This is a genomic window from Kribbella sp. NPDC050241, assembly GCF_044459685.1.
In the GTDB taxonomy this organism is placed as follows: Bacteria; Actinomycetota; Actinomycetes; order Propionibacteriales; family Kribbellaceae; genus Kribbella.
The window spans coordinates 109,398-126,051 of record NZ_JBITJE010000003.1; the positions used below are offsets into that span (position 1 = coordinate 109,398).

The window sequence follows — 16,654 nt, forward strand, 5'->3', positions numbered from 1 at the left end:
AGTGGCCCGGACGACGCCGTCCGGGCCACTGCCCGCGTCAGCCCACCACCGATCCCGACAAGACAGGAGGCGACCCAGACGATGTCCGTCGCCACATCCGAAGCACGGCCGGCAGCCGAGGCCAAACCCGCGAAGAACAAGAAGCGCGGCCCGGAGCACCGGCCCGGTCTGAACCGGTGGCTGCCCTACCTCCTGCTGGCACCGGCGGTGCTGGCGGAACTGCTCATCCACATCGTCCCGATGTTCGTCGGCATCTGGATGAGCTTCGTCAAACTGACCAAGTTCTACATCGCGAACTGGTCCGCCGCGCCGAGCGCCGGGCTGAACAACTACAAGGTCGCCCTGGACTTCAACAACGCGGTCGGCGAGGGCCTGCTGAAGTCGTTCGGGGTCACCGTCGCCTTCTCGCTGATCACGGTCGGGCTCTCGTGGGTGTTCGGGATGGCCGCGGCGGTCGCGCTGCAGCCGCAGTTCCGGGGCCGCAGTCTCGTCCGCACACTGTTCCTGGTCCCCTACGCGTTGCCGGCGTACGCCGGGATCCTGACCTGGAACTTCATGCTGCAGCGTGACACCGGCGTGGTGAACCACGTGCTGGTGGACAACCTGCATCTGAGCTCCGACCGGCCGTTCTGGCTGATCGGCAGCAACGCGCTCGTCTCACTGATCACGGTCGCGACCTGGAAGCTGTGGACGTTCGCGTTCCTGACCCTGATGGCCGGTCTGCAGAGCATCCCGCGGGATGTCTACGAGGCGGCGGCGGTGGACGGGGCCGGCAACCTGCGGCAATGGCGCAACATCACGCTGCCTTCGCTGCGGCCGGTGAACCTCGTGCTCGTGCTGGTGCTGTTCCTGTGGACGTTCAGCGACTTCAACACGCCGTACGTGCTGTTCGGTACGGCGCAGCCGCCGGCCGGTGATCTGATCACGTTCCACATCTACAACGCGTCGTTCCTGACCTGGAACTTCGGCACCGGTGCGGCGATGTCCGTGCTGCTGCTGATCTTCCTGATGATCGTCACCGGCGCCTATCTGCTCATCACGGGAAGGAGGTCGCGCCGTGCGTGAGACCAGAGGCTTCAAGGTCTACCGGGGTGTCGTGCTGGTCGTCCTCGGGCTGTTCGTGCTGATCCCGCTGTACGTGATGATCACCTCGTCGCTGAAACCGCTGAAGGACGTCCAGGGCGCCTTCACCTGGTGGCCGTCGAACCTGACCATCGCGCCGTTCGTGGACATGTGGAAGACGGTCCCGCTGGCCCGGTACTTCGTGAACAGCACGGTGGTCTCCGTGGCCGCGACGGTGCTGTCGGTGGTGCTGGCGATCCTGGCCGCGTTCGCGGTGTCGCGGTTCAAGTTCCGCGGCCGGGCCGTGTTCACCACCACGGTGCTGTCGACGCAGATGTTCCCCGGTGTGCTGTTCCTGCTCCCGTTGTTCCTGATCTTCGTGAACATCAACAACTCGTTCGGGCTGCAACTGGTCGGCACCCGGCTCGGGCTGATCATCACGTACCTGACGTTCAGCCTGCCGTTCTCGATCTGGATGCTGGCCGGGTACTTCGACAGCATCCCGAGGGAGCTGGACGAGGCGGCACTGGTGGACGGGTGCGGCCCGATGGGCGCTCTGTGGCGCGTCGTACTCCCGGCCGCGCGGCCCGGTGTCATCGCGGTCGCGATCTACTCCTTCATGACCGCGTGGGGTGAGGTCCTGTTCGCGTCGGTGATGACAACTGAGGCCAATCGCACCCTGTCCGTCGGCCTGCGCCAGTACTCCACCCAGACGAACATCTACTGGAACCAGATCATGGCCGCCGCCCTCGTGGTCAGCGTCCCCGTGGTGATCGGCTTCCTGCTCGCCCAACGCCACTTCGTCGCCGGCGTCACCGCAGGCGCGGTCAAGTAGCCCGCACCCTCCCCCGGACCAGGCTCCCCGTTTGATGGGCTGACCTAGCAGAGTGTGGGTTGACCTGCCGCATGCAGTGGGCGAACCCACCCGGTGATGGGTCAGCCCATCAAACGGGGGTGACGGGGAAGGGTGGGGGCGGGGCGGGGTCAGACGCGGCGGCCGTTGAACATGATCGGGATGGACCAGCTGGTGACCTGCTTCGTTCCGCTGCCGATCGTGATGGCCGACGGCCTCGTGCACTCGACGCCGTAGCCTCCGATGTTCGTGGGCGGGGCACACCCCGGTACGGCGGTCTTCAGCCAGGCAGCGATCTGCTCTCGCGTCCCGGTGTCGGAGAACAGAGCGGCCAGGACGAAGGGCAGGTCGGCACGAGCCTTGGCCACTGCCTGGGCCTGACCCTGCGGGTAGGCGCCGGGGCCGCCGCTGAAGGTGTGCAGGGTGACGCCGCCGACCAGCGTCTTGTCCCGCGCGAGGCCGTTGCGGATCGAGATCAGGTCCTGATCGTTGGGCTTGCGGCACTCGGTCGTGCCTGGGCCGTCGGCCTTGCACGTCCAGCCCTTGACCTTGATCTTGGCCACCAGCGCGGGGATCGGCAGACCCGGGAAGCACTGGATCAGGCGAAGAGCTTCTCGCCCCAGTAGGAGCCCGGGGTCACGCCGGCCGGGCAGGCGAAGATGCCGGAGCCGACGTGGTGGATGTACTCGTTCATCGTGTCGGTGCGGGCCAACTGGTTCTGGATCGGGATGAACTGCTCGCGCGGATCCCGCTGGTAGGCGAGGAAGAACAGCCCCGCGTCCAGCCGGCCCAGACCGTCCGAACCGTCGACGAAGTTGTAGCCGCGGCGGAGCAACTCGGCGCCCTTGTTGAACTGCGGGTGCGCCAGCCGGATGTGCGAGTCCATCGGGACCTTCGGTTCGCCGTCGGAGGTCTTGGCGGCGAAGTCAATCGCGTCGAACTCGTCGGCCTTGCCCAGGGGCGCCCCGGTGCCCTTGCCCCGGCCGATGATGGTCTCCTGCTCGCCCAGCGACGTACGGTCCCAGATCTCGATGTTCATCCGGATCCGCCGCGACACCAGGTAGGAGCCGCCGACCATCCAGCCCGGGCCGTCCTCCGGCTGCACCCACAGCTGCTGCTCGAGCTTGTCGGTGTCCTCCAGCTTGAGGTTGTTCGTGCCGTCCTTGAAGCCGAACAGGTTGCGCGGGGTGGCCTGCGCTCTCGACGTGGACGACGTCCGGCCGAACCCGAGCTGCGAGTAGCGGACCGCGACCCGGCCGAACCCGATCCGGGCCAGGTTGCGGATCGCGTGCACCGCGACCTGCGGATCGTCGGAGCACGCCTGTACGGCGATGTCGCCGCCGGACCGGTTCGGGTCGAGGTCGTCACCGATGAAGTGCGGCAGATCGACCAGCGCCTTGGGACGCTTGGCTGCCAGCCCGAACCGCTTGTCGAACAGCGAAGGCCCGAACCCGATGGTCAGCGTCAGCCGGGCCGGCGGCAGGCCGACCGCCTCACCGGTGTCCTCCGGCGGTGCCTCATCCGGTCCGTTCACCGCGCCGTACTGGCCGATGTCGCGACCAGCTGTCATCAACGCGGCCGCGGCCGTCCACTCCTTCAGCAGGGCGATCAGGTCGTCCCGGTTGGTCGTGGTCACGTCGAATGCGGCGAAGTGCAGCCGGTCCTGGACCGGCGTGACGATCCCGGCCTGGTGCGGTCCGTGGAACTCGACCGGGCCGGTGTTGTCCGCGGCCTGCGACTCCTCGCCGGTCAGCGCCGAGTGCGCGGCGTACCCGGCAACTCCGGTGGCGACTGCGACACCCGCCGCGCCGAACAGGCCACGGCGGGAGATGCCTTTACCTTCGGTCATTTCTTCGCAATCACTCCTGCAACCTGGCTGACCGGCTCGGCCAGACCGTCGACGACCCGGCTGAGCTCCTTCTTCTCCGCCTCACTGACCTGGTACGGCTTGAAGCCGTCGCCCACGCGGTACTTGTCGACCGCGGCGAAGACCGCCTTGAAGTTGGTGTCGAGCGAGGTGACCAGCGCCGCGTCCCGGGCCTGCAGGGCCGGGCGGAGCGCCTGGACCGCCGCCTGCGAACCCTCCACGTTGGCCTGGAAGTCCCACAGGTCGGTGTGCGAGTAGCGGTCCTCCTCACCGGTGATCTTGCCGGTGGCAACCTCGTCCAGCAGTTCCTTCGCACCGTTGGCCAGCTGCAGCGGGTTGAGCTTGACGACCTTGGCCTTCGCCACCACCGTCTTCACGTCGACCAGCAGCTGGTCGGCGTACTTCTCCATGCCCTTGGTGGTGTTGGAGACCCAGAGCGCCTGCTCGATCCGGTGGTACCCGGTCCACTCGGTGCCCGGCTCGACGTCGTTCACCCGGGCGTCGATCTTCGGGTCCAGGTCGCCGAACGACTCCGCGACCGGCTCGATCCGCTCCCAGTACGTGCGCGACACCGGGAACAGCTCCTTGGCCTTGGCCACGTCGCCGGCCTTCACCGCGGTGACGAACTCGGTGGTCTTCTGCTCCAGCGCGACCGCCTGCGAGTTCACGTACCGCTGGTAGCTGTCGGTGGCCTGCTTCAGCAGGGTGTCCTCGTCCACCTGGGCCGGGGCGTCGCCTGCGACCGTCAGGTCGCCGCGGATGCCGTCGCCGACCATGCCGGGCTTGCAGACGGCCTGGTACTTGCCGGTCGGCAGCTCGACGATCAGGTCGCGTTTCAGGCCGGGGCCGATGTTCTCGACCTCGCCCATCACGCGGTCACCCTCGGCGTACACGTAGAACTCGGTGACCTTGCTCCCGCCGTTGGAGACCGAGAAGGTGCTGGTCCCGGACTTCACGTCGCGGCGGCTGAGGTCGCACGACGAATCGCTCGCCTTGACCGACACCGGTCCGGTGCCGTCGTCGGCGGAGGCAGCCGGCTGGTCATCCGCACAACCGGTCAGCGTGGCGAGCCCCAGTACTGCGCCGAGAGCGATGACCCCGCGGGTCGTGGACGTGAACATGTTTCTCCTGGACGGTGAGGTGGGATCAGGCCGCTTCGGCGGTCTTGGCCGGTACGGCGGGCGGCGCGCTGGTCTTGACCGGGCGGAAGTACAGCACGAGCACGGGGACGAGGTACGCCAGCCACGCGACCGCCTCGAGGACGGTCGGCGCGGGGTTGAAGTTGAAGATGCCCTTCAGCAGTACGCCGTACCAGCTGTCCGGCGGGATCACGTGCGAGATGTCGAAGGCGAGGTGCTGCAGCCCGGGCAGGATGCCCGCCTCCTGCAGGTCGTGGAAGCCGTAGGCGAAGATGCCGGCCGCGACCAGGATCAGGATCGCGCCGGTCCACTTGAAGAACACCGCCAGGTTGACCTTCACCGCACCGCGGTAGATCGCTGCTCCGAGCAGGACCGAGGTGGCCAGACCGAGCAGGACGCCGACGAACGGTACGGCGGTGGTCGCGGTGGCGGCCGACGCGTACACGATGAAGGCGGTCTCGATGCTCTCCCGGAACACGGCCAGGAAAGCCAGGATGACGACGGCGCGGGCGCCGACCTCGAGCGCCACGCCCATCCGGTCGCGCAACTCCCTGGCGATGCTGCGCGACGCCTTGCGCATCCAGAAGATCATCCAGGTGACGAAGCCGACCGCGAGGATCGACATCACGCCGCCGACGGTCTCCTGGGTGGTGAACGACTTCGCGGTCAGCGCGGTGACGAACTGCAGCAGACCCCAGGCGGCGGCAGCGACGGCCAGCGCCGCGGCCACTCCGATCCAGACCAGTTTGAGTCGATCCCGATGTCCTGACTTGACCAGGAAGGTGGCGAGGATGCTGACGACCAGCGATGCCTCGAGGCCTTCACGGAGTCCGATCAGATAGTTCGCGAGCATGGCGGGACTCTTTCACGTCATTAGGTACGGCTAACCTTCCTGAGGTTAACCTAAGAAGTCCCATTCGCCTACTGCGGTGTACGCCGCACTGTGCCCGGGCCCCTCGCCGAGCCGGGACTCGATCAGGCGCACCGATCCCGCCGTCCAAACGGGTCCCTCGTACCCGTCGAAGATCCGCACCCAACGGGTCACGTCGAGCGGCCGCCGCAGCCGGGCCAGGGTCAGATGCGGTGTGAACTTCCGGCCCTCCACCATCACGCCGGCACGGTTCGCGGCGGAACGGGTCGTCATCGCCAGGTGCGACAGCGACTCGGTGTCGTCGCGGATCCCGGCGTACAGAACGCGCGCGTCGGGCACGCCCGGAAACGCGCCCGCTCCGGTGACCTGTGCCTCGAACGGCTTCTGCCGCTTCGCGGCCCCCTCCAGCCGCTCCCCCAGTTCATCGGTCTTCCAGTCCGGCACGTCGCCCAGGAACGCCAGCGTGATGTGCCAGTGCTCGTCCGTGGCCCATCGGATGTCCTCATCCGGATGCTGCCGCCTGGGTTCGACGAACTCGCTCAGATCCTCCACTACCTCCGCAGGTGGCACCACGGCCACGAACAATCGCATCCGAAAACTCTATCTGTGGTGGAAAATGCTTTTGTGGAAGAACGGAAGTTGCCGTCGCCGTGTGTGGTGATTCTGGTTGGGGCGGGGGCGTCGGGGAAGTCGACGTGGGCGGCAGAGCGGTTCGCGGACGGGCTGATCGTGTCGAGTGATCGGCTGCGGGCGTTGGTCGGGGCCGGCGAGGACGATCTCGCGGCGAGCGCGGACGCGTTCGCGTTGCTGGAAGAAGTGGTGCGGCAGCGGATCGGGCGGCAGCTGACGACCGTGATCGACACGCTGGGACTGGACAAGGATCGGCGGCTGCGGTGGCTCGAGTTGGCTCGTGCAGCCGGAATGCCTTGTGTCGCGGTCGGTTTCGACACCCCGGCCGCCGAGTGCCGTCGGCGGAACCGCGAACGGCTGAAGCGGATCCCCGCCGACGTGCTCACCAGTCAGCTGCGCTCATGGACGGCCGTGAAGAAGGAGCTGCCGCTCGAGGGGTACGACGACGTACTGCAGCCGACCGCGCTGCGCGTCGTACCGGAGGCGTTCGTGGATGCGGGAGCTGCGGCGGCGCGGCAGTCGGAAGCTCCGGCGGGGTTGCGCTTCGGGCTGCAGTTGAGCAGCTACACGCACAAGGCCGGACGGGCCGGGACGGCCGAGTGGATCCGGGATGTCGCAGGCCGGGCCGAGGCCGCCGGGTTCGACGCGATCTATGTGATGGACCACTTCCGGCAGATCCCGCAGGTGGGGCGCGCCTGGGACGACTTCCTGGAGAGCTGGACGACGCTCGGCTATCTGGCTGCCTGTACGACGCGGATGCGGTTGGGGACCTTGGTCTCGGGGATCACCTATCGCAACGTCGCGCATCTGGGGAAGATCGCGGCGACGCTCGACGTACTGAGTGGCGGGCGAGCCGTCTGCGGCGTCGGGCTCGCGTGGTTCGAGGCCGAGCACAAGGCGTACGGGTGGACGTTCCCGCCGGTGGCCGAGCGGTATGCGCTGCTCGAGGACACTTTGCAGTTGCTGCCGGTTTTATGGGGACCAGGCAACAAACCGTTCCACGGCAAGGTGCTCGACGTACCGGACACCACGTGTTATCCGCGGCCACTGCAGGAGCATCTGCCGGTGCTCGTCGGCGGCAGCGGACGCCGGACGCTGCGATTGGCGGCGCGGTACGCCGACGCGGTCAACGTGTTCGGGGACGCCACCGCTGTCCGTCAGCATGTCGGCTACCTTCGCGAACTGACGGACCGCCCGATCGAGGTCACGCATCTGTCCACAACCCTTGTGGGTAAGGATTCCCGGACCGTTGACGACCTCGTCGAACGACTCCGGCCACGCAACCAGAACCCGGCCCGCTACGCAGCCTCGGTCAACGCCGGCACGGTCGACGACCAGATCGGCCGCTTCCGCGAACTCTCCGAGGCCGGCGCGGCGGAAGTGATGATCAGCCTCCCCGACCTCGACACCCTGGACACGATCGGTGACGTGATCTCAGCCTTTCGGCCGTAGCTCCAGATGCAGCAGGGCGTTCTCGATCAGTTCGGACATCGCCGGGTGGATCCAGTACTGGTTCCGGGCCATCGAGTAGGCGTCCAGGCCGAAGCTCATCGCCTGGATGACGGGCTGGATCACCGAGGACGCCTGCGGGCCGATGATGTGGCAGCCGATGATCTGGCCGGACTTCGGGTCGGCCAGGATCTTGGCGAACCCGCTGGTGTCCTCCATCGCCCAGCCGTACGCGATGTCGGCGTAGTTCTCGCGGCCGACGACGTACTCGATGCCGCGCTCGCGAGCCTCCTCCTCGGTCAGGCCGACGGACGCGATCTGCGGCGAGCTGAAGACAGCGTGCGGGACGAAGCGGTGGTCGGCCTCGATCCGGTCGGAGGGGTTGAGCAGGTTGTGCTTCACCACGCGCGCCTCGTGATTCGCGACGTGCTTGAGCTGGTGCGGCGTGGTCACGTCGCCGAGCGCGTAGATGCCGTCGACGGTGGTCTGCTGGTACTCGTCGACGACCACCCGGCCCTCATGGTCGACCTCGACGCCGGTGGCATCCAGGTCCAGTACGTCCGAGTTCGGCGTACGGCCGACGGCGATCAGGAGCTCATCGACCTCGATCTTGTCGGCGCCGTCCGGGTACAGCGTCCGGATCAGGATCGACCCGTCGTCGTTGCGGGCCACCCCGATCGTCTCGTGGTCGAGCCGTACGTCGTACTTTCCGCGGGCGAGCTCGGTGAAGCGCTGGGCGATGTCGGCGTCCTCGTGGCGCAGCAGCAGGTCCGACCGGGCGATCAGCGTGACGTCGACGCCGTACGACGAGAAGATGTGGGCGAACTCGGCGGCGACGAAACCGCTGCCGATGATGCCGAGCCGGCGCGGCAGCTTCTCCAGCCGCATGATCGTGTTCGACGTGTGGTAGCCGGTCTCCTCGAGGCCGGGGATGAACGGGATGATCGGCCGGCTGCCGGCCGCGAGCACGCACCGGTCGGCCGTGATCACGCTGGTCCGGCCGTCCGTGCCGTCGACCGTCAGCTCCTTGGTACTGGTGAACCGGCCGGTGCCGTCGTACACGGTGATGTTGGCGTTGTCGGCGTGGTGGTGCCGGTACTCCGAGCCGGACGCGGCGATCGGGTCGATCCGGTCGAAGATCCGGTCCCGGACCTCCGGCCAGCGCACCCCGATCAGCTCCTCGTCGACGCCGTACCGGGAACTGATCGACGGGGTGGCGGCCAGGTCGGCGGTGTGCACGAACATCTTGGTGGGGATGCAGCCCACGTTCAGGCAGGTCCCGCCGAACGTGCCACGCTCGACGATCGCCACCTTCCAGTCCGCGAACCGCCGGTTCACGATCGTGTTGCCGGAGCCGGTCCCGATAATCACCAGGTCGTAATGGGTCACACCCCATTGTGCCCCTGTGACCCCAGCTCCCGTTCGTCAGGCGACCCGGGGACCCAGCTCCTTGGTGTCGTCGAGGGGCTCGGACTTCAACCCAGTGACGACCTCGGTCTGCGGGCCGGCGTCGACCACTGCCTTCTCGCCGAGGAGCTCGGTCTGCGGCAGCACCTCCAGCCGCGGGCGGGGCAGCAGTCGCGGCCGGATCGCGAGTCCGCGTCGGCGGGAGAAGTACAGCACCGATCCGACCGTGCCCAGCACTGTCAGTCCGCCGCCGACGATCAGCGTGTAGCGGGCGCCGAACTCCTGGCCGACCCAGCCGATGAACGGCGACCCGAGCGGCGAACCGCCCATCAGGACCGTCATGTAGAGCGCCATCACCCGGCCGCGCATGCTGGGCTCGATACCGAGCTGCATGGTCGCGTTCGCCGAGGTCAGCATGGTCAGCGAAGCCAGTCCGACCAGCGGCAGCACGAGCGCGAAGGTCAGGTACGTCGGCATCAGCGCGCTGATGATCTCGAAAGCACCGAAGGCAAGTGCGGCGCCGATCACCAGGCGAGCCCGGATCCGGACCCGGCGGGCCGCCAGCAGCGCACCGGACAGCGAGCCGATCGCGAGCACCGAGCCGAGGATGCCGTACTCCCCCGCGCCCTTGTGGAACACCTGGGTCGCCATCAGCGCCGAGGTCAGCTGGAAGTTCAGGCCGAAGGTGCCCGCGAAGAACACCGCGACCAGCACCATCATCAGGTCCGGCCGGCGCCACAAGTAGCGCATGCCGTCGCGGATCATGCCCTTCTCCCGGCCTGCGGGCGTGGGTGTGTGCAACTCGTGGACCCGCATCAGCCGCAGCGACAAGATCACGGCCGCGTAGGTGAAGCCGTTGATCAGGATGACCGGACCGGTGCCGATCCAGTTGATCAGCAGACCGGCCAGCGCCGGGCCGAGCAGCCGGGCCGCGTTGAAGGACGCCGAGTTCAGCCCGACGGCGTTGGACAGCTCTTCGCGGCCGACCATCTCGACCACGAAGGACTGCCGGGTCGGGGCGTCGAAGGCAGTGCCGACACCGAACAACAGGGCCAGCAGGTACACGTGCCAGGGCTGGACGACCCCGGCGATGGTGAGGCTGCCGAGGACCAGGGCGACGGAGGCCATCGCGATCTGGGTGCACGTCAGCACCGTCCGCTTCGGCAAGCGGTCGGCGACCAGGCCGGCGTACGGGCCGAGCAGCAGGGCGGGCAGGAACTGCAGTCCGGTGACGATGCCGAGCGCCGTACCGGAATGGGTCAGCTCCAGGACCAGCCAGTCCTGGGCGACCCGCTGCATCCAGGTGCCGACGTTCGAGACGATCGCACCGGAGGCGTAGAGACGGAAGTTACGGACTTTGAACGCGCGGAAGGTCGGACTCATGTGGCCGCCAGGCGTTCGAGAACAGGGGCTGCTTTGCGCAGGATGTCGCGCTCCTCGTGGGTCAGTTGCTTGAGCTTGGTCTGCAGCCACTCGTCGCGGCGCCGCCGGTTGGCGTGGATGAGCTCGCCGGCCTTCGCCGTCAGTTCGACCATGATCTGGCGCTTGTCGGTCGGATGCGGGCGGCGGACGACCAGGCCCGCCTCCTCCATGTTGGTCACGATCCGCGTCATCGACGGCGGCTTGACCTGCTCATGGGCAGCCAGCTCACCGATTGTCATCGCCTCGTGCTTGGACAACGCGCCGAGCACGCTGAGCTGGTTGGCGCTGAGGTCGTGACCGGGCTCGCGCTGCCGCCGGATCTGCCGGGACAGGCGCAGGGTCGACGACCGCAGGGCACTCGCCAGCCCGACGTCACTCTTCACCTGCTGTGCTACGACTTCGGGCATACCGTTACCTTAACTTATTACCTTTGCTAAAGAAAACGCATTACCATCCGATGCTATTCCCGGTCACTCGGTGACGCCGCGGGCCGCTAGAGTTCGCGGGCATGGGGACGAGTGCTGAGCTGGCGCGGTTCGAGCAACGGTTCCGGCGGGCCGGGCTGCCGTTGTTCATCGAAGACTTCTCGCCGACCCACGACATCTTCACCCGGGCCACGCCGCTGCTGGTGCTGGTGTTCCTGGCCGAGGTCCTCGGGGCGACCTCGCTGCAGTGGCCGGTCTGGGTGAACGTGCTCGCGGCGCTGGGCGCCATGCTGGTGCTGATCGCCGGATTCGGCCTGCTGAACGGCTTCCGTGGCCGCCCGTTCTGGTCGCTGCCGACCCGGTTCGGCGTACCCGAGCTGGCTGTCTTCGTACTACTCCCGGCCCTGTTGCCCGTGGTCACCCAGGGCCAGCTCCGCCAGTTCTTCGGCGTTGCCATCGGCAACCTCCTGCTGGTCGGCGTGGTGTACGTCGTGATCGGCTACGGGCTGATCGGGACGATCTTCTGGAGCCTGCGCCGGCTCGCGAGCGAGCTGGCCAACTCGGTGGCCAGCCTGGTCCGGGCGCTGCCGTTGCTGCTGGTGTTCTCACTGGTGCTGTTCGTGAACACGGAGATGTGGCAGGTGTTCGCCGGGATGCCGGTCGCGTTCATCGTCGTCTCGGTGGTCGCCTTCACCGTGCTGAGCACCTTGTTCCTGCTGATCCGCCTGCCCCGGGAGGTGGACGCGATCGAGCGTGACGCCGGCTCCGGTCCGCCGCTGCGCCGGATCCAGCGGATGAACATCAGCATCAGCCTGGTCATCCGGCAATGGATGCAGGCGCTGGTGGTGAGCGCCGGCGTCGGGCTCTTCTTCGTCGCCTTCGGCATGCTCGCGATCAGCGAGCACATCTACGAGCAGTGGGGCATCACCCCCGGCTCCTGGTCGTACCGCATCGATCTGCTGGATCATCAGATGCTGATCAGCGAAGCGCTGGTGAAGGTTGCCATCGGCATCGCCAACTTCACCGGGCTGTACTACTCCATCGCGCTGCTGACCGACTCGACGTACCGGACCGAGTTCCTCGACCACGTCAGCACCGAACTGCGTGACCTGTTCGCCGCGCGGGCGGAATACCTCGAACTGCGGCGTACGACGACCACCTAGGTGAACTCGGCCAGGACATCGGTCACAGGCGGCGGCGCGGCCGAGGTCGCGATCGATCGGTTCTGCCCGCCTCGAAGGCCAGAGTGGGGAGTTCTACACGCCGAATCCGGTGCACTACGCTCGACGGTCCCGGTTCAGACGCGGTTTGACCGCGTGGGTTGGGCTGGGCCCGGGGATGTCAGCTGGACTGGTCAGTGTGCAGATCGACAGGTAGTGCACCGGCGATACACCGTACGCGCGGGCGCCTGCAGGCCCAGGCGCACTATGGGCCGCCGGACACCTCCTGTCCAAACTGGCCACCTTCAGGTCTCGGCGGCTCAGGACCCGCTGACACGCCTGTGCGGTCGGGCACTTTGGTCCTGGCCGTCGCCCACGGCCCCGATCCCACCCGCCGCACCGCGGGTCGGAAGCGGATCGAACGGGACCTGACCAACGCGCCAGAGCCGGCTCGAGCCCGCTGGAGCGGATCTGTGCCACTCACCATCCAGACAGCGCCCCTGCCGGCCACGCTCAGACCTGCGCCGGTGATGCCCCGACCGAAGGGTTGGTGAGTGCCTCAGGTCCACTAACAATCCGGGCAGACCTAGAGGGACTCCTTGAGGAAGCGGAGCTCGTGGTGCATCAGTCCTTCCAGGGTCGCCGCGTCGGTGGGCATGTGGGTGGCCCCGGACAGCGGCAGCACCTGATGCTGACGGCCGGCCGCGAGCAATGCGGCCGACAGCCGCAGGGTGTGGGCGGCAACCACGTTGTCGTCGGCCAGACCATGCACCAGCAGCAGAGGACGACGGAGATCGGCCGCGTAGGTGAGCAGTGACGAGCGGTCGTAGACCTCGGGGTTCTCATCGGGATGCCCCAGGAACCGCTCGCGCCAATGCGTGTCGTACATCCGCGAGTCGCTCGGAGGAGCGCCGGCGATCGCCGCATGGAAGACATCCGGCCGGCGGAGGACCGCAGCCGCGGCGAGCAGGCCGCCGTAGCTCCAGCCCCGCATGGCGACCTTGGTCAGATCGAGGGCACCGGTCTGCTCCGCGACGGAGCGCAACGCCGTCACCTGATCCTCGAGCGGAGCCGTCATGGTGTCGAGATGGACCGCCTTCTCCCACGTCGGACCGCGTCCCGGCGTACCCCGGCCGTCGGCGATGATCACGGCGAACCCGGCTTCGGCGTACCACTGAGCAGTGGCGAACCACCCACCGGTGACCCGCACCGCAAGCTGCGCGGCGGAACCGCCGTACGGCGACATCAGGACCGGCAGCGGCGCGTCGCCGGGCTGATGCCAGGAGGGCAGCAGGAGAGCGGTCCGCAGCTGCAGTTCGCCGGCCCGCAACCAGGTGATCCGCGGAGTGAGCACTGGCTTGGCGTTGAGCGCACTGATCGCTCGGTCCGGTCGACCGTCCCTCCGCGCGACGAACGATCGGCCGGACTCGGTGTTGGAGACCACCAGGAGCGCACCGGGGACGCGGTTTCCGGTGTGAATGCCTGCACCTTCGCTCAGCTGATGCAGCCCGGTCTCGTCGTACAGCCAGAGGTGGCGCTCGGTCGGCTCGTCGTTCGCCTCGAAGAGGACCGCCTCGCCTGAGACATCCAGGACGGCGCGGACCTGCAGGCCGTCTGGGGTGACCGCTTCTCCACCGACCAGTAGCCGCCGGGTCTCCCCCGCATCCTCGGTGTGGACGAGGCGGCCCGATTCGGTGCGTGCCGGGGTTCCGGCGATGAGCTCGACCCAGGCGGGATCACGCTGCTCGTGCACGAGATGCGTCTCGCCGGTGTCCGGATAGGCCGCTCGTACCTGCAGCGTGCGTTGGTCGCGGGACTGCACACCGATCAGCGGCCCGTGCGAGTCCCATCCGGCCGAAGTCAGATACTCGTACGCCGCCCTGTCCCACCGCAGCTCGACGCCGCCAGAGCTCTCCAGCCGGCGCTCGGTGCCCGAGTCGTTGGGGTTGTCCAGCGAGCGCTGGGTGCCCGAGCCGCCGGACACGTCGAACGCGTGCAGGGTGACGAGGGCGTTCGGCGTACCGGCGGCGGGGTAGGCGATCTCGCGGGGCTTCCGGCCAGGGTTGGCCGGGTCCGCGATCCACCAGCGCTGGACCGGGGTCTGGTCGACCCTTGCCGCCAGCAACCGGGTGCCGTCGGGAGACCACCAGTGGCCGCGGTTGCGCTGCATCGACTCCGCGGCAACGTGCTCGGGGAGGCCCCAGGCGACCTCGGGGTCCGGGTCCGCGGCCAGTTGCTGATCGTTGCCAGTAGCAAGCTCCACCACGTGCAGTGCACGGCCCGTCACGTACGCGACCCGGCGGCCGGTCGGGTCGATGCGCGGATCGACGACCGGTCCCGCGGTTGGCACAGCTACCGGCCGGCGGTCAGTGCTGTCGAGGTCGAGCTGGTAAAGGTCGCCCTTCACCGCAAAGGCGACCTGGCGGACCGCACGGTCGGTCGAGTAGGCGACAACGCCGGCAGTGCGCTCGCGACTCCGCTCCCGACGGATCAGCTCGGCCTCGGGCACCGGCCCGTCGTCGCCGAGGTTCTCCGGCGCGACCAGGAGATGCTCCTGACCGTCGTTCAGATCGAGCAACCAGAGGCAACCGGCCCGGTCCTCCGGCCCACGGGTCCGAAGGAAGAGCACACGCTCACCGTCCGGAGACAGCGTGAACGCACGAGGCAGACCAAGCGTGAATCGACCAGTACGAGCAGACTGTGCAGGAAAAGCCTCAACAGGATCCACTCCCGGACAGTACGCCGCCCCCAGCTCACCCATCGTCGGCCCCCACGCCGATCTACCCGGTCGTCTGGCGCGACGACAACCTGGGCTAGGTGAGCCAGTCGCTGAGTGGGCCGATCGCGAAGTACACGACGAACAGCGCCGACACGATCCACATCAGCGGGTGAATGTCGCGGGTCCTGCCCCGAATCACCTTCAGGATGACGTACATCACGAAGCCCGCGCCGATGCCGGCCGTGATCGAGTACGTGAACGGCATCAGGATGATGGTCAGGAACGCCGGGAACGCGATGTCGAAGTCATCGAAGTTGATCCCCTTCACCTGCGCCATCATCAGGAACCCGACCAGGATCAACGCCGGCGTCGCCGCTTCGTACGGCACCAGCGTGACCAGCGGCGCGACCACCATCGAGATCAGGAAGCAGATCCCGGTCACCACGCTCGCGAGCCCGGTCCGGGCTCCTTCACCGACACCGGACGCCGACTCGATGTACGACGTGTTGCTCGAGACCGACGCGGCGCCACCGGCCGCGGCCGCGACGCTGTCGACGACCAGGATGCGCTGCGCGTTCGGCGGGTTGCCCTCCTTGTCGAGCAGCCCGGCCTCGGCGCCGATCGCAGTCATCGTGCCCATCGTGTCGAAGAAGTCCGCCAGCATCAGCGTGAAGATCAGCAGCAGCGCGGAGATCACGCCGACCCGCTCGAACGACCCGAACAGGCTGAACTCGCCGATCGTGTCGAAGTTCGGTTTGGTGAACCAGTCGTCCGGCAGCTTCGGCACGCTCAGGCCCCAGCCGCCCGGGTTCTTGTCGCTGCGGGCACCGATCCCGGCGATCGCCTCGATCACGATCGACAACGCGGTCGCGCCCAGAATGCCGATCAGGATGGCGCCTTTCACCTTCCGCGCGTACAGCGTGACGATCAGGACCAGGCCGAACACGAAGACCAGCACCGGCCAGCCCCGAAGGTTGCCGGCGACTCCGAGCTCGACCGGCGGCCCGGCCAGTGCCGCCGGGCGACGGACGAAGCCCGCATCGATGAAGCCGATGAACGCGATGAACAGGCCGATGCCGACGCTGATCGCGACCTTCAGCTGCAGCGGCACCGCCTCGAACACCGCTTTGCGGAACCCGGTCAGCACCAGGACCAGGATGATCAGGCCCTCCCACACCACCAGGCCCATCGCGTCGGCCCAGGTCATCTTGGTCGCGACCGAGAACGCGATGAACGCGTTCAGGCCGAGGCCGGTGGCCAGCGCGAGCGGGAAGTTCGCCACCACGCCCATCAGGATCGTGACCACGCCCGCGACCAGCGCGGTGGCGACCGCGATCTTGGCGATCGAGGCCGCCGTACTGGTTCCACCACCGACGAGCTGGCCGTCGCCGTCCTGCACCGTGCCGATGATCAGCGGGTTCAGCACCACGATGTAGGCCATCGTGAAGAACGTGACCAGCCCGCCACGGATCTCCCGGCTGAGGGTGGATCCACGTTGGCTGATCTTGAAGTACGAGTCGACGACATTCGATCCGGAGCGGGCCGTCGTGGCCTGGGGCGAGCTCATGCCCGCATCGTGCCAGTTCCTGCCCACCGGTTGCGAGCACTGACGCAAAACTGTTCCGCTGCCGGTGGCTGGGGTGATGGGTA

At 67.7% G+C, this 16,654-nt stretch carries 14 protein-coding genes; 4 read left to right on the forward strand and 10 right to left on the reverse strand.

The window, feature by feature from the left end; genetic code table 11:
* Window positions 1-81: 81 nt before the first annotated feature.
* Both ACIBG5_RS15090 and ACIBG5_RS15095 read left to right on the forward strand, forming a co-directional pair.
* Window positions 82-1,065, forward strand: coding sequence for a carbohydrate ABC transporter permease (locus ACIBG5_RS15090; RefSeq protein WP_396392133.1), 984 nt, complete (start codon window positions 82-84; stop codon window positions 1,063-1,065).
* On the forward strand, window positions 1,058-1,897 hold the full coding sequence (locus ACIBG5_RS15095; RefSeq protein ID WP_396392134.1) for a carbohydrate ABC transporter permease: 840 nt from the start codon (window positions 1,058-1,060) through the stop codon (window positions 1,895-1,897). Before ACIBG5_RS15090 ends, ACIBG5_RS15095 begins: the two co-directional genes overlap by 8 nt.
* 149 nt (window positions 1,898-2,046) lie before the next feature.
* Here ACIBG5_RS15095 and ACIBG5_RS15100 read toward each other — a convergent pair whose 3' ends face one another.
* From ACIBG5_RS15100 to thpR, 5 genes are read right to left on the reverse strand one after another with little or no spacing between them, the layout of a single operon-like run.
* Window positions 2,047-2,478: a hypothetical protein gene (locus ACIBG5_RS15100; protein WP_396392135.1), complete on the reverse strand. Its 432-nt coding sequence runs from the start codon at window positions 2,476-2,478 to the stop codon at window positions 2,047-2,049.
* A gap of 35 nt (window positions 2,479-2,513) precedes the next feature.
* Window positions 2,514-3,764, reverse strand: coding sequence for an iron uptake transporter deferrochelatase/peroxidase subunit (gene efeB / locus ACIBG5_RS15105; protein ID WP_396392136.1), 1,251 nt, complete (start codon window positions 3,762-3,764; stop codon window positions 2,514-2,516).
* Entirely contained in the window at window positions 3,761-4,903 is a 1,143-nt protein-coding gene (efeO, locus tag ACIBG5_RS15110; RefSeq protein WP_396392137.1) for an iron uptake system protein EfeO, read from the reverse strand. Before efeO ends, efeB begins: the two co-directional genes overlap by 4 nt.
* A 25-nt stretch (window positions 4,904-4,928) precedes the next feature.
* The gene (gene efeU / locus ACIBG5_RS15115; protein WP_396392138.1) at window positions 4,929-5,774 is read right to left on the reverse strand and encodes an iron uptake transporter permease EfeU; all 846 of its coding nucleotides are present in this window, start codon (window positions 5,772-5,774) and stop codon (window positions 4,929-4,931) included.
* Between the two features lie 45 nt (window positions 5,775-5,819).
* Window positions 5,820-6,383 (reverse strand): RNA 2',3'-cyclic phosphodiesterase, encoded by a 564-nt coding sequence (gene thpR, locus ACIBG5_RS15120; protein WP_396392139.1) that lies wholly within the window; start codon window positions 6,381-6,383, stop codon window positions 5,820-5,822.
* A gap of 33 nt (window positions 6,384-6,416) precedes the next feature.
* Between thpR and ACIBG5_RS15125 the strand changes: the two genes are divergently transcribed.
* Window positions 6,417-7,874: an LLM class flavin-dependent oxidoreductase gene (locus ACIBG5_RS15125; RefSeq protein WP_396392140.1), complete on the forward strand. Its 1,458-nt coding sequence runs from the start codon at window positions 6,417-6,419 to the stop codon at window positions 7,872-7,874.
* On the opposite strand, the gene ACIBG5_RS15130 is transcribed toward ACIBG5_RS15125, so the two are convergent.
* The 3 genes from ACIBG5_RS15130 to ACIBG5_RS15140 are packed head-to-tail and all read right to left on the reverse strand — an operon-like array spanning window position 7,857 to window position 11,107.
* Entirely contained in the window at window positions 7,857-9,260 is a 1,404-nt protein-coding gene (locus ACIBG5_RS15130) for a mycothione reductase (protein ID WP_396392141.1), read from the reverse strand. The two genes, ACIBG5_RS15125 and ACIBG5_RS15130, sit on opposite strands and share 18 nt — an antisense overlap.
* A gap of 36 nt (window positions 9,261-9,296) precedes the next feature.
* Entirely contained in the window at window positions 9,297-10,661 is a 1,365-nt protein-coding gene (locus tag ACIBG5_RS15135; RefSeq protein ID WP_396392142.1) for an MFS transporter, read from the reverse strand.
* Window positions 10,658-11,107, reverse strand: a complete 450-nt coding sequence (locus tag ACIBG5_RS15140) for a MarR family winged helix-turn-helix transcriptional regulator (protein ID WP_131518819.1) — start codon at window positions 11,105-11,107, stop codon at window positions 10,658-10,660. The genes ACIBG5_RS15135 and ACIBG5_RS15140 overlap by 4 nt, the downstream gene beginning before the upstream one ends.
* A gap of 101 nt (window positions 11,108-11,208) precedes the next feature.
* Between ACIBG5_RS15140 and ACIBG5_RS15145 the strand changes: the two genes are divergently transcribed.
* A complete protein-coding gene (locus ACIBG5_RS15145) occupies window positions 11,209-12,288 on the forward strand; it encodes a hypothetical protein (RefSeq protein WP_396392143.1) in 1,080 nt (359 codons plus the stop codon).
* 583 nt (window positions 12,289-12,871) lie between these two features.
* On the opposite strand, the gene ACIBG5_RS15150 is transcribed toward ACIBG5_RS15145, so the two are convergent.
* Window positions 12,872-14,914 (reverse strand): prolyl oligopeptidase family serine peptidase, encoded by a 2,043-nt coding sequence (locus ACIBG5_RS15150; RefSeq protein WP_396392144.1) that lies wholly within the window; start codon window positions 14,912-14,914, stop codon window positions 12,872-12,874.
* Between the two features lie 184 nt (window positions 14,915-15,098).
* Complete coding sequence (locus tag ACIBG5_RS15155; protein WP_396392145.1) at window positions 15,099-16,571, reverse strand: NCS2 family permease; 1,473 nt, start codon at window positions 16,569-16,571, stop codon at window positions 15,099-15,101.
* Window positions 16,572-16,654 lie beyond the last annotated feature (83 nt).

What these genes read in the sequence shown, in the direction of transcription:
- ACIBG5_RS15155 (WP_396392145.1), bottom strand. Translation starts at nt 16,571, where the DNA reads ATGAGCTCGCCCCAGGCCACGACGGCCCGCTCCGGATCGAATGTCGTC.
- ACIBG5_RS15135 (WP_396392142.1), bottom strand. Translation starts at nt 10,661, where the DNA reads ATGAGTCCGACCTTCCGCGCGTTCAAAGTCCGTAACTTCCGTCTCTAC.
- efeB (WP_396392136.1), bottom strand. Translation starts at nt 3,764, where the DNA reads ATGACCGAAGGTAAAGGCATCTCCCGCCGTGGCCTGTTCGGCGCGGCG.
- ACIBG5_RS15140 (WP_131518819.1), bottom strand. Translation starts at nt 11,107, where the DNA reads ATGCCCGAAGTCGTAGCACAGCAGGTGAAGAGTGACGTCGGGCTGGCG.
- thpR (WP_396392139.1), bottom strand. Translation starts at nt 6,383, where the DNA reads ATGCGATTGTTCGTGGCCGTGGTGCCACCTGCGGAGGTAGTGGAGGAT.
- ACIBG5_RS15145 (WP_396392143.1), top strand. Translation starts at nt 11,209, where the DNA reads ATGGGGACGAGTGCTGAGCTGGCGCGGTTCGAGCAACGGTTCCGGCGG.
- ACIBG5_RS15090 (WP_396392133.1), top strand. Translation starts at nt 82, where the DNA reads ATGTCCGTCGCCACATCCGAAGCACGGCCGGCAGCCGAGGCCAAACCC.
- efeU (WP_396392138.1), bottom strand. Translation starts at nt 5,774, where the DNA reads ATGCTCGCGAACTATCTGATCGGACTCCGTGAAGGCCTCGAGGCATCG.
- efeO (WP_396392137.1), bottom strand. Translation starts at nt 4,903, where the DNA reads ATGTTCACGTCCACGACCCGCGGGGTCATCGCTCTCGGCGCAGTACTG.